The sequence below is a fragment of the Hoeflea sp. Naph1 genome (assembly GCF_046837775.1).
Classification (GTDB): domain Bacteria; phylum Pseudomonadota; class Alphaproteobacteria; order Rhizobiales; family Rhizobiaceae; genus Hoeflea.
Genome location: NZ_CP177286.1, coordinates 3108478 through 3121202, shown reverse-complemented (window position 1 = coordinate 3121202; position 12725 = coordinate 3108478). Strand labels below are relative to the sequence as shown.

General features: G+C 59.7%; 11 protein-coding genes. 10 read left to right on the top strand and 1 reads right to left on the bottom strand.

The window, feature by feature from the left end:
* Window positions 1-136 precede the first annotated feature (136 nt).
* The 9 genes from ACK6D9_RS15010 to sufA all read left to right on the top strand — a co-directional run bounded on the left by ACK6D9_RS15010 (window position 137) and on the right by sufA (window position 7677).
* The gene (locus tag ACK6D9_RS15010; RefSeq protein WP_412049120.1) at window positions 137-1309 is read left to right on the top strand and encodes a cysteine desulfurase family protein; all 1173 of its coding nucleotides are present in this window, start codon (window positions 137-139) and stop codon (window positions 1307-1309) included.
* Window positions 1310-1463: 154 nt separating this feature from the next.
* Window positions 1464-2933, top strand: coding sequence for a Fe-S cluster assembly protein SufB (gene sufB / locus ACK6D9_RS15005; protein WP_412049119.1), 1470 nt, complete (start codon window positions 1464-1466; stop codon window positions 2931-2933).
* Window positions 2930-3142, top strand: a complete 213-nt coding sequence (locus tag ACK6D9_RS15000) for a hypothetical protein (RefSeq protein ID WP_322990948.1) — start codon at window positions 2930-2932, stop codon at window positions 3140-3142. Before sufB ends, ACK6D9_RS15000 begins: the two co-directional genes overlap by 4 nt.
* A gap of 27 nt (window positions 3143-3169) precedes the next feature.
* Window positions 3170-3337 carry a hypothetical protein gene (locus ACK6D9_RS14995; protein ID WP_322990947.1) on the top strand — a complete coding sequence of 56 codons (168 nt, stop codon included), beginning with the start codon at window positions 3170-3172 and terminating at the stop codon, window positions 3335-3337.
* A 148-nt stretch (window positions 3338-3485) separates the two neighbouring features.
* The gene (gene sufC, locus ACK6D9_RS14990; RefSeq protein WP_412049118.1) at window positions 3486-4241 is read left to right on the top strand and encodes a Fe-S cluster assembly ATPase SufC; all 756 of its coding nucleotides are present in this window, start codon (window positions 3486-3488) and stop codon (window positions 4239-4241) included.
* Between the two features lie 44 nt (window positions 4242-4285).
* On the top strand, window positions 4286-5557 hold the full coding sequence (gene sufD, locus ACK6D9_RS14985) for a Fe-S cluster assembly protein SufD (protein ID WP_412049117.1): 1272 nt from the start codon (window positions 4286-4288) through the stop codon (window positions 5555-5557).
* Complete coding sequence (locus ACK6D9_RS14980; RefSeq protein WP_412049116.1) at window positions 5550-6788, top strand: cysteine desulfurase; 1239 nt, start codon at window positions 5550-5552, stop codon at window positions 6786-6788. Before sufD ends, ACK6D9_RS14980 begins: the two co-directional genes overlap by 8 nt.
* Before the next feature lie 13 nt (window positions 6789-6801).
* Entirely contained in the window at window positions 6802-7182 is a 381-nt protein-coding gene (locus ACK6D9_RS14975) for an SUF system Fe-S cluster assembly protein (protein WP_412049115.1), read from the top strand.
* Between the two features lie 105 nt (window positions 7183-7287).
* Window positions 7288-7677 (top strand): Fe-S cluster assembly scaffold SufA, encoded by a 390-nt coding sequence (gene sufA / locus ACK6D9_RS14970; protein WP_412049114.1) that lies wholly within the window; start codon window positions 7288-7290, stop codon window positions 7675-7677.
* 342 nt (window positions 7678-8019) lie between these two features.
* On the opposite strand, the gene ACK6D9_RS14965 is transcribed toward sufA, so the two are convergent.
* A complete protein-coding gene (locus ACK6D9_RS14965) occupies window positions 8020-10575 on the bottom strand; it encodes a GcvT family protein (RefSeq protein WP_412049113.1) in 2556 nt (851 codons plus the stop codon).
* Between the two features lie 292 nt (window positions 10576-10867).
* Between ACK6D9_RS14965 and ACK6D9_RS14960 the strand changes: the two genes are divergently transcribed.
* Window positions 10868-12724 (top strand): autotransporter assembly complex protein TamA, encoded by a 1857-nt coding sequence (locus tag ACK6D9_RS14960; protein ID WP_412049112.1) that lies wholly within the window; start codon window positions 10868-10870, stop codon window positions 12722-12724.
* The last annotated feature ends 1 nt before the right edge of the window (window position 12725 follow it).

The following is a 12725-nucleotide window of genomic DNA, read 5'->3' as shown; positions in this document are numbered from 1 at the left end:
TAGAACCTAGTTTAGAACCATTCGAAACTGCAGCGGGTTGCTGAAAGTGTGTGTGTCTTACGGCATCGGACACTGAAAATTCAAGAAAAATGCGCCTGCTGCCTTTATGCAGGCCTTGCAACAGGTGAAGGACACCATGGCGAACCGGCGCCTCTACCTCGATCACAACGCAACTGCACCGCTTTTACCAGCGGCGAAGGAAGCTATGATCGATGCGATGGCGCTGCCGGGCAACCCTTCCTCCGTGCATGCCGAAGGCCGCAAGGCGCGCGCTTTGATGGCCCGGGCCCGCGATGCCGTTGCACAGCTTGCAGGTGTTCCTGCTGCTCATGTTAGCTTTACATCGGGCGCCACCGAGGCAGCCAACCACGTTCTGACCCCGGATTTCAGGATGGGGCGGGCGCCAATCAAACTGTCGCGGCTGTTTGTCTCGGCAGTCGAGCATCCGGCGATCCTGGCCGGTGGACGGTTTGCGCCCGAGCAGGTGACTATCGTGCCGGTCGACGCCAATGGGCGGGTCGATTTGTACGCGCTTGAAGACGCACTTGCTGCCCAAGATCCATCTGACGGACAGATCATGCTGGCGCTGCAAATCGCCAACAACGAGACCGGGGTGATCCAGCCGGTTCGGCAAGCAGCCGACCTGGTCAAGGCCCATCAGGGGCTGGTAGTGGTGGATGCCGTTCAGGGCGCTGGGCGCATGCCTTTGTCGATCGAGGAACTGGGAGCTGATTTCCTGATTCTCTCGGGGCACAAGATCGGCGCCGCCAAGGGAATTGGCGCCTTGATCAGTGCCGGCGAAACACTGATGCCTGCGCCGCTGCTGGTTGGCGGCGGCCAGGAAAAGGGCCACCGCGGTGGCACCGAAAACCTCATCGGGATTGCCGGCTTTGGCGCTGCAGCGGAAGCTGCTGTTGACGCACTTGGCAATGTGGCCCAGATTTTGGCGCTACGTGACCAGATGGAAGCGGGGATGCGGGAAATTGCGCCGGACGTTATCATCCATGGCGGGGATGCTGAGCGGTTGGTCAATACCAGTTTCTTTGCGCTGCCCGGCCTCAAGGCGGAGACCGCGCAGATCGCCTTTGACATGGAAGGTGCTGCCGTATCAGCCGGGTCTGCCTGTTCGTCGGGCAAGATCGGTCCAAGCCACGTGCTTGCGGCGATGGGGGCTGATACCGAACTCGGAGCAATCCGGATCAGTCTGGGCCGTGACCACAACCAAGAGGATGTTGAACAATTTCTGGATGTGTTTAAACGCATCAATGCCCGGCGGCTTGCCCGCCAGGGAGCACAAGCCGCGGCCTGACGCTGCGCAAGAAGTTCCATTCGCGGAGCCCAATTTTTTCGCGAATGACATGGCGTAGACAATCGTCTCGCCCTACATAGTGGTCGGCCCTGAAGGGCTTATCACACGACGTTAACAAGCTGCCGGCCTTGACCCGGCGAGATTGGAGAGCGCCATGGGTGCCGTGCAGGAGACCATTGATCAGGTCCGCCAGATCGATGTGGACCAGTATAAGTATGGTTTCGAAACGGAAATCGAAAGCGATACCGCGCCGAAGGGTCTTACCGAAGACACCATTCGGATGATTTCGGCCAAAAAGAGCGAGCCGGAATGGATGCTCGAATGGCGTCTCGACGCCTTCAGGCGCTGGCTCACGATGGAGGAGCCGACCTGGGCGCGGGTCGACTATCCGAAGATAGATTTCCAGGACATCCACTATTATTCCGCGCCCAAGAGCACATCGGGACCGAAGTCGCTTGACGAGGTCGATCCGGAATTGCTTCGGGTTTACGAGAAACTTGGCATTCCGCTCGGCGAACAGGAAATTCTGGCCGGGGTGGAAAAGCCCAAGATCGCTGTCGATGCGGTGTTCGATTCGGTTTCGGTGGTCACCACCTTCAAGGCAGAATTGTTGAAGGTCGGCGTGATCTTCATGTCCATCTCGGAAGCGATGCGCGAGCATCCGGAACTGGTGCAGAAATATCTCGGCACCGTGGTGCCTGTGACCGACAATTATTACGCTACGCTCAATTCGGCGGTGTTTACCGACGGCTCGTTCGTGTTCGTGCCCAAGGGCGTGCGTTGCCCGATGGAGTTGTCGACCTATTTCCGCATCAACGAGAAGAATACCGGTCAGTTCGAGCGCACCTTGATCATCGCCGAGGAGGGAGCTCATGTCTCCTATCTCGAGGGATGCACAGCGCCGCAGCGCGACGAAAATCAGTTGCACGCGGCCGTGGTTGAACTGGTCGCGCTCGACGATGCCGAGATCAAGTACTCGACCGTGCAGAACTGGTATCCGGGCGACAAGGACGGCAAGGGCGGGATCTACAATTTCGTGACCAAGCGCGGCGATTGCCGTGGCAAGAACTCGAAAATTTCCTGGACCCAAGTCGAGACCGGTTCGGCGATCACCTGGAAATACCCTTCCTGCATCCTGCGTGGCGATGGTTCGCGCGGCGAGTTCTACTCGATTGCCGTGTCGAATGGCCATCAGCAGATCGATTCCGGTACCAAGATGATCCACCTGGGCAAAAATACCTCAAGTCGGGTCATTTCCAAGGGGATTTCGGCGGGCAACTCCAACAACACCTATCGCGGTCAGATTTCGGCCCACCGCAAGGCGTCCAATGCGCGCAACTTTACCCAGTGCGACAGTCTTTTGATCGGTAACCAGTGCGGCGCTCATACGGTGCCGTATATCGAGGCCAAGAACTCAACCGCACAGTTCGAGCACGAGGCAACCACGTCCAAGATTTCCGAGGACCAGTTGTTCTACTGCCTGGCCCGCGGCATTCCCGAGGAAGAGGCGATCGCGCTGATCGTCAACGGCTTCGTCAAGGACGTGATCCAGGAACTGCCGATGGAATTTGCCGTCGAAGCACAGAAACTCATCGGCATCAGCCTTGAGGGAAGCGTGGGATGAAGCTGGAACCAGAAACCAAGGTCGAAATCGACAAGCTCAAGGGCCGCTACAAGGACCTGGGCGGCTCTATCGATGATCTTCTGGAAGCGATCTCCCGGGGATCGACCGGGACAAGCGAGAAGATGCTGAGTTCCGAGTTGCATCGCGCGCGCATGGAGCTCGCGTCCATCGCGCGCCGCTTGCAGGGATTGCAGAACGATGACGACTGAGACGCCGGGGCAGATCGGGAACCAGACATGAGCGTCGATATGACTGCCGTGGCCTGGTATGCCGTGATCTGCGGTGGCTTGTCAGCATTGGCGCCAAGTTTCGGCGGGCGCGGTCTGCGGATCGTTGTCGGCGGGGTTGTCGGCATCATTGCCGCCACGCTGCTGCCAGCGGTCAGATCGACCATCGGACTGTAGAACGACACGTCGGCGAGGCCCGGACCAAAGCCTGACCTGCCGATACGCGAGCCGACAGCGCGGATGGTTTCGGCCCGTTTTCTGAACGGGTATCGCACCTGCGCCGCGGCCAAGAGATAAACGTGAATTCGATTTGGGAAATAACGACATGCTAGAGATCAAGAACCTTCACGCCCGCATCGCCGAAGACGGCACGGAAATCATTCGCGGCCTCAACCTGACGGTCAAGGCCGGCGAAGTGGCAGCCATCATGGGGCCGAACGGCTCGGGCAAATCCACACTGGCTTACATTCTGGCGGGCCGCAGCGATTACGAAGTGACCGAGGGCGACATCCTGTACAATGGCGAGAGCATTCTCGACCTCGACCCGTCGGAACGTTCGGCCAAGGGTATCTTCCTTGCGTTTCAGTACCCGATGGAAATCCCCGGCGTCGCCACCATGCAGTTCCTCAAGGTAGCCATGAATGAACAACGCAAGGCCCGCGGTGAGGATGAACTGAAGACCCCGGATTTCATCCGCCTGGTCAAGGAGGCGGCCGCCGGTCTGCAAATCGACATGGCCATGCTCAAGCGTCCACTCAATGTCGGATTCTCCGGTGGCGAGAAGAAGCGCGCGGAAATCCTGCAGATGAAACTGCTGGCGCCCAAGCTTTGCGTGCTTGATGAAACCGACTCAGGCCTCGACATCGACGCTTTGAGGATCGTTGCCGACGGCGTCAACGAACTGCGTTCGCCTGACCGCGCCGTGATCGTGATCACCCACTACCAGCGGTTGCTCGAGTACATCGTGCCTGACAGCGTGCATGTGCTTTACAAGGGCCAGGTAATCAAGACCGGCGACAAGGACCTTGCGCTCGATCTGGAAGCCAATGGTTATGCCGGGATTATTGAAGCAGCTGCCTGAATGGCGCTGATGGACGGGCCGGAAAGCCGGTCAGGAGAGACAGCATGAATTTGCAAACAAAACCGCCCCGGACCGCCGCAGAACAGGCGATCATGGATAGTTTCAATGAAATGATGGGCAATTTGCCAGGCGATGCGCCCGTGACCTTGGCACGCGACAAGCTGCTTCACGGAATATCTCAGGCCGGACTGCCGACCCGACGTGTTGAGAGTTGGCATTATACCGACCTGCGCAATCTGTTGCGTGGTGCAGCCGACCCGGAGAGCGGGGCTGCCAAACAGGTCGATCCGCTGGTTCGCGGCAGTCTGGTGTTGCCGGTGGTGCAAGGCCGCAGCGCAGAGCTTGACGCGCCCAAAGGCCTGAACCTCGAGCCGTTCATGGATCTGCTGGTGTCAGGCGAAGCTGCCAAAATGCTCGCCGAACGCGGTGCCGATGATCTGATCGGGCGCTACAATGGCGCATTTGTCGGCGACGGATACCGCTTGAGCGTTGCCGCCGATACAGAGCTCGAAGAGCTTGTCGAACTCCAGTCGGTGCAATCGGGCGGGCAGGTTCACAACCGGTTCGTCGCCAACTTCGAAAGCAAATCGAAGGCAACCATCATCGAGCGCCATCTCGGAGACGCGGGCCAGACCGGCCTGTCGACTTCGATCAGCACGCTTGACGTGGCCGATGGCGCCGAGGCGACTTGGATCATCCTGCAGGGGCGCGGCGATCAGGATCAGCATCTCTCCCAGCTCAACGCGCGGCTTGGCACCGACGCGCTGCTTAAGGTGTATATCGTCAACATCGGTGGCAAGCTGGTGCGGCAGGAGTTGCATATCGACGTTGCGGGCGAGGGCGCCCATTTTGATTTGCGCTGCGTCAATCTGCTTGCCGGCGATACCCATACCGACGTGACGCTGACACTGGGGCATGATGTTCCCAACACCACCTCATCGGAGATCGTCCGCAATGTCGTGCTGGACCGCGCCAGTGGGGTATTCCAGGGGCAGATTCGAGTGGCCAGTGTAGCGCAGAAGACCGACGCGCAGATGGCCTGCAATACGTTGCTTCTGTCCGATGACGGCGAGTTTGCCGCCAAGCCGGAACTGGAGATTTTTGCCGATGACGTGATTTGCGCACACGGTGCAACCGTGATCGATCTCGACAGCAATCATCTGTTCTACCTGATGGCGCGCGGTATCACCGAGAAATCGGCGCGCACGCTTCTGGTCAACGGCTTCGTCGACGAACTGATCGACGAACTCGAGAACGAAGATCTGGTTGAGGCGTTGGAAACCCTTATCGAACAATGGCTTGCAGAACATGCCTGAGATCTTGAATCATGATTATGATGTCATGGCGATACGAAAGGATTTTCCGATCCTGTCGCGCATGGTGCATGGCAAGCCGCTGGTCTATCTCGACAACGGTGCCTCGGCGCAGAAGCCGCAGGTGGTGATCGACGCGGTCAGCCACGCCTATTCCAACGAATATGCCAATGTGCACCGCGGCCTGCATTTTCTGTCCAATGCAGCCACCGACGCTTATGAGAACGCCCGCGAGATCGTGCGGCGGTTTCTCAATGCGCCATCGGTCGACAATGTGGTGTTTACCAAATCGAGCACCGAGGCGATCAACACGGTAGCCTATGGCTATGGCATGCCGAATATCGGCGAAGGTGACGAAATCGTCATCTCTGTGATGGAGCACCACTCCAACATCGTGCCTTGGCACTTCCTTCGTGAACGTCAGGGTGCCAAGATCGTCTGGGTTGGCGTTGATGACGAGGGCAGGCTCGATCCGGATGATTTCCGCAAGGCGCTGACCAATCGAACCAAACTGGTGGCGGTGACACAGATGTCGAACGTGCTCGGCACCGTGGTCGACGTCAAGGAGATCTGCCGGATCGCCCATGAGCGCGGTGTGCCGGTGCTGGTCGATGGCAGCCAGTCGGCTGTGCATCTGGCCGTCGACGTGCAGGATATTGACTGCGACTGGTTCGTGATGACCGGTCACAAGCTCTACGGCCCTTCGGGCATCGGCGTGTTGTATGGCAAGACAGAGGCGCTGAAGGCGATGCAACCTTTCATGGGCGGCGGCGAGATGATCGTTGACGTGTCGGAAGAGAGCGTCACCTACAATGATCCGCCGCATCGATTTGAGGCGGGAACGCCACCGATCGTACAGGCGATCGGGCTCGGTGTGGCACTCGACTACATGGACGGGATCGGCCGGGAGCGGATAGCAGCCCACGAGGCGGATCTGGCTTCCTATGCAGCGGAGAAACTGTCGGCGGTCAATGCGCTCAGGATGATCGGCACGGCACCAGGCAAGGGCGCGATCTTCGCCTTCGAGATCGAGGGCATCCACGCCCACGACGTCTCGATGCTGATCGACCGGTCCGGGGTGGCGGTGCGGGCAGGGACGCATTGCGCGCAACCGCTGCTCAAGCGGTTCGGGGTGACATCGACTTGCCGGGCCTCATTTGGACTGTACAATACCCGCGCGGAAGTAGACGTGCTGGTCGAGGCGCTTGACAAAGCGCGATCTTTTTTCGCTTGAAGGAGCAAAGCCGATGAGCGACGCATCCACAGATGACACCAATGAAGCTGGCAATGCAGTAACGGAATCAGCCATCCCGCGCGATGAACTGGCGCGGTTGAGCGACGATATCATTTCGGCGCTGAAGACGGTTTATGATCCGGAAATTCCCTCCGACATCTACGAGCTCGGCCTGATCTACAAGATCGACATCGAGGATGACCGGATGGTCAAAATCGAGATGACGCTGACTGCGCCGGGCTGTCCGGTGGCTGGCGAAATGCCGGGCTGGGTAGAAAATGCTGTCAACACGGTCGAAGGTATCTCGGGCGTTGAAGTATCGATGACATTCGACCCGCCCTGGTCGCCTGACCGGATGAGCGAAGAAGCGCAAGTGGCAGTCGGCTGGTATTGAACACCGGGCCCATGCATGTCAGCTTCTTGTTAAGTGGACTGGTCCACACTACATTCATGGGACGAAGCAGCGGGCCTTGAACCCGTCTGGCTGAAGGAGACCGTTATGGGTTTTGCCGTGATGAGTTTGACGCAGGCTGCGGCCGATCGCGTCAAGACACTACTAAAGGCGGCGTCGGGTGCCGAGGGCATCCGCGTGAGCATCAAGAAGGGTGGCTGCGCCGGGATGGAATATGCCATTGACTTGGCCACCGAGGTCAATCCCAAGGATGACCGGATTGAGCGCGACGGTGCGGTTGTGTTCGTGGCGCCGGAGGCGGTGCTTTATCTGCTCGGTACCGAGATGGATTACGAAGTGACCAAGCTGCGCTCGGGCTTCACCTTCAACAACCCCAACCAGACATCTTCATGTGGCTGCGGTGAGTCTGTCGAGCTCAAGCCTGCCGATCTTGCCAAGCTGGCGACCGAGGGCAACCCGGTCGTGCGGGCCGGTTGATCCGGTCAATATCTCACGCAGGTTGAGTGAAGATGTTTGCAAGTTGAGTCCTGAAATGCCCGCAAGTCTCTGGCTTTGCGGGTTTTTTCTTGGGCTTGGAGTGGTGTGTATGCCAGTGCCAGATTGTGGCGGAGATTTCGTTTCACCGTCGTGCCGGACTTGATCCGGCACCCAGCAGGCCAGCGTTCGCGAGACGAGAGGTCAAATCTGTTCGATAAACGATAGAGTCTCTCACCGTGCTCACGCGCGGTGGCTGGATCCCGGATCAAGTCCGGGGTGACGGAAGCCGGAGATACCCAGACCTTCTCAAAATTCCCGCTGTGTCGTGCGATTTGGCTGCCCCTAGCTCCGCATCTTTTCGCCCAACGGATCGAATGGTGCTTCCAACGCAATCCGGGCCGGGCGACGGATTCCCAGGATCTCGATCTCGAAAATGCCAGCATCACCGTTGCTCGCCAAGTCTGCTGGGATGTAACCCTGCGCCATCGAACTGCCAATGGTGTGGGCATAGCCGCCCGACGTGATCCAGCCGACCACGCGCCAGTCACCATCGCGCAATGTGCCACCTTCCGGCTTGGCGATCTCTGTGCCATCCGAATCAAAGCGAGGCGCGCCATAGCCATGCGGTGGTTCCACCGTGCCGTAATCTGTATCGCCGACCTTGGTCCAGACCGGCTCGTCGCCCATCACGTCGGCGTCGAGCGCATCAACCAGAAATGAGGTCCGCATCAGTTTCGGGCCGTCGGCATGTTCCTTGGCGGCGGCTTCGCGGCCGATGAAATCGTTTTTCGTGAGTTTGATGAAGCGATCCATGGCGGCTTCATAAGGGCCGTAGATGGGTCTGAGTTCACGGAACCAGGTGGGGAAGTTCTTCTCGAGCCGCATCGACAGCAGTGCCCGCATGCCGAAATCGGCGATGCCGAATTCCTCGCCTGCCGCCTTGATGGCGCGGTAGACAGCCAATTCGTAGCAGGGTTCCATCCATATCTCGTAGCCGAGGTCGCCGGTGTAGGTGACGCGGTTGACCATGCAGGGCGCGCCTCCGACATCCATCTGGCGGAAATCCATGAACCGGAAGGCGGCATTGGAGACGTCGGCATCGGTGAGTTTGGCGAGCAGATTGCGCGCCTGCGGTCCGGCGATCGACAGTCCGACCAGGGCAAGGTCATAGCGGTGAATGCGGATCGATCCGTCGGCGGGCAGGTGGGTGTTGAACCAGCGCATGTGATAGCGTTGCGCCGCCGACGAGCCCCAGACCATGAAGTCCTCGTCGTCCACCTTGGCGATGGTGAAGTCGCCGATCAGCTTGCCGAACTCGTTGAGCATCGGGGTCAGCACGATGCGGCCGAGCTTGGGCATGGTGTTTGTCATCAGATGCGACAACCAGGCCTCCGCGCCCGGGCCGCTGACACGGTATTTGGCGAAGTTGGCGATCTCGGTGACGCCGACGCGTTCGCGCACCGCACGGACTTCATTGCCGATGTGTTTGAAATCGTTGGAGCGGTGGAAAGACAGCACGTCATGAGCTTCTTTCGCTGACGGTGCGAACCACAGCGGTGTCTCCAGTCCCCAGCTGTCGCCCATCACCGCGTGGTTGTCTCGGGTCATGATGTCGTAGAGCGGGGTGGTCTGCTGCGGCCGGGCGGCAGGCAGTTCCTCGTTGGGAAACGAGATCGAGAAGCGGCGGGAGTAGTTCTCGCGCACCTTGGCGTTGGTGTAGCGCAGCGTTGCCCATTCGCCGTAACGCGATACATCCATGCCCCAGATGTCGGCACCCGGATCGCCGTGGACCATCCAGTTCGACAGCGCGAGTCCAACGCCGCCGCCCTGGCTGAAGCCGGCCATCACGGCGCAGGCTGTCCAGTAGTTTGTAAGGCCCGGCACCGGCCCCACAAGCGGATTGCCGTCAGGGGCGAAGGTGAAGGGGCCGTTGATGACCTGTTTGATGCCGGCGTTTTCCATTGCCGGGAAATGCCTGAACCCGACTTCAAGCGATGGCGCGATGCGGTCGAGATCCGGCGCCAGCAGTTCGTGGCCGAAATCCCACGGCGTATCGATTGGCGACCAGGGTTTGCAGGCCTTCTCATAGGTGCCGAGCAGGATGCCGGAGCGTTCCTGGCGGGTGTAGATCTCACCCTTGAAGTCAATGACGCCAACCAGTTCGCGGCCGGTCTTGGCGTTGAACTCAAGCACTTCGGGCATTTCCTCGGTGAGCAGATACATGTGCTCCATGGCCAGCAGCGGCAATTCGAGACCAACCATGCGGCCGACTTCGCGCGCCCACAGCCCGCCAGCATTGACCACGTGATCGGCTTTCACCGTGCCTTGCTCGGTAATCACGTTCCAGGTGCCGTCGGCCTCCTGAGTCAGCTCGATGACCCGGTTGCGCAATACGATCTCCGCGCCAAGCTTCTGGGCAGCCTTGGCGTAGGCATGGGTAGTGCCGGAGGGGTCGAGATGGCCTTCGACAGGATCCCACAGCGCGCCGACGAAATTGCTCTCGTCCATCAGCGGGAACATGGCCTTGGCTTCAGACGGGGTGATCAGTTCGGTTTCCATGCCGAGATAGCGCCCCTTGGCATGGACCAGGCGGAGGAAATCCATCCGCTCGGGGCTGTCTGCCATCATCACGCCGCCGGTCAGGTGCAGGCCGCAGGACTGGCCAGAGAGTTCTTCAAGCTCCTCATAGAGGCTGACCGTGTAGGCCTGCAGCTTGGCGACGTTGGGGTCGCCATTGAGCGTGTGAAAGCCGCCAGCTGCATGCCAGGAGGAACCGGAGGTCAGCTCCGAGCGCTCGATCAGCATGACATCGCTCCATCCGGCCTTGGCCAGATGGTAAAGCACGGAACATCCGACAACGCCGCCCCCGATTACGACTGCTCTGACATGCGATTTCATGGTCCACCCCCGACTTGATTTTGGCGGCAGATTGCGAAATAGCACTGGGCCGCACAAGGGGTAATTGCGACATCGCCGCTAAAACCGCGCAGCGCAGGCTTGCCATTGTTGAGGATGGCTATAGTTTTTTCACAACACCCTTATTTAAACCGGCTTTTTTGGGCTACATAGATTCAGAGCCTGTTCACCAAGGCGCTGTAGATTGGAACGGATGACACACGCGCGGACCATAGATTGCCGAGCGCGCGGTCCCTTGTGGCCGCGAAGGCTGCCGCATGTCTTGTGTTTGGCCATGGCACTCGCGATCCCGTCCACGGCTGGCCAGGCGCTGGAAATCTTTGGGCTGAAACTGTTCGAAGACGAGCAGACTGACACCGTCGCAGTTGTCGATCCATTGTCCTACTCCGTCTCGCTGGAGGTCAGCGGCGCCGACCCTGACGGTGCCTTGCGCACCGAACTGGAAGCGGCCTCGCAACTGGTCCAGGGTTCGAAACGCCCGGTTTCCGGCTCGATCGGGCTGATTCAGCGGGCCAACAGTGATTTCGAGCAATTGGTGGCGGCGCTTTATGAAAACGCCCGTTATGGCGGACAGGTGCAAATCCTGATTGCTGGCAAGCGTCTGGCCGATCTGCCGCCAGACGCCGATTTGCGAAGCACCGGACCGGTTCCGGTGCGGATCGTGGTCGTACCAGGGCAGCAATTCCGTTTTGGCAACGTAAACATCCGCGATGTTGACGGCCGCGCCTATACCGCCGATGCGCAGGGACTGACCCCGGGAAGCCTGGCAAAATCGACAGTGATTCTCGATGCCGAGAAAGCGCTGGTGAAAGAACTTGAAAAGACCGGACACCCGCTGGCGCGGATTTCCGGCCGCGATGTGGTGGCTGATCACGCTACCGGTGTGATCAATGTGTCGCTGACGCTTGAAGCCGGGCCGGTGGCGCCGTTCGGGCAGACCGCTGTTGATGGCGCCCAGTCGGTGGATTCGGATTTCATTGCCATGATGGCCGGCATTCCCGAAGGCGAACAATATGATCCGGCAGCCCTGATGGCTGCTGCCAAGCGGCTGAGAGCGCTGGAGGTGTTTTCCAGCGTCACCGTGCGTGGCGGCGAAAACCTGACAGAGGCCGGCGCGGTTCCGGTCGAGGTCAATGTGTCGGAACGCAAGCACCGTTTTCTCGGCCTTGGTGCAACCTATTCGTCCACCGACGGCGGTGGTGCGGAGGCCTATTGGGGGCATCGCAACCTGTTCGGCCGTGCCGAGAAGCTGCGGATTGAAGGCTCGGTCAGCGGGCTTGGCAGCACCAGCGAGGCCGAGGACATGACCTGGCACGGCGCGGTGTTGTTTGAAAAGCCCGGTGTGCTGGGGCCGGCCTCGAAATTCACCTCGCGGCTTGAGTTGGAGCAGGAAAATCCCGACGCCTATCGCCGTTTCTCGGTCGTGGGCGCCGTGGGTGTTTCCTATGAGCTGACGGAAAAACAGACGGTTTCCGCCGGTGTCGAGGTGGAATACGCCACGCTGACCGACAGCTTCAATATCGATCAGCAGACTATCACGGTTGCGCTGCCGCTCGAATATGTGCGCGACACCCGTGACAACCGACTCAACCCGGCTACCGGGACACGCCTCTCGCTGCTGGTTGAGCCGGCCCACGAGATCAACAATGGCGCGACTTTTGTGAAGCTGCGCGCCGAAGGTTCGGCCTACCGGGCGCTGGACGCGGAGAAGCGTTTTGTGTTGGCCGGACGGGTTGCTGCCGGTGCGATCTATGGTGCCGGGCTGTCAGATGTTCCGGCCAATCGACGGTTTTATGCCGGTGGCGGCGGCTCGGTCCGCGGCTACGGCTATCAGGATATTGGTCCGGTGGATGCCACCGGCACGCCGACTGGCGGTCTGGCGATGATCGAGACTTCGGCCGAATTGCGCATCGGCATCACCGACACGATTGGCATTGTCCCGTTCGTTGATGCTGGCATGGTCAGCGCCGGCAACAGTTTTTCCGGCGCGGAGTTCAAAGTTGGCGCCGGTGTCGGTTTGCGTTACGCCACCCCGTTCGGGCCGTTGCGGGTTGATGTGGCTCTGCCACTCAACAAGGGCCCGACCGATCCGGATTACGGAATTTACGCCGGGATAGGGCAGGCCTTCTGAG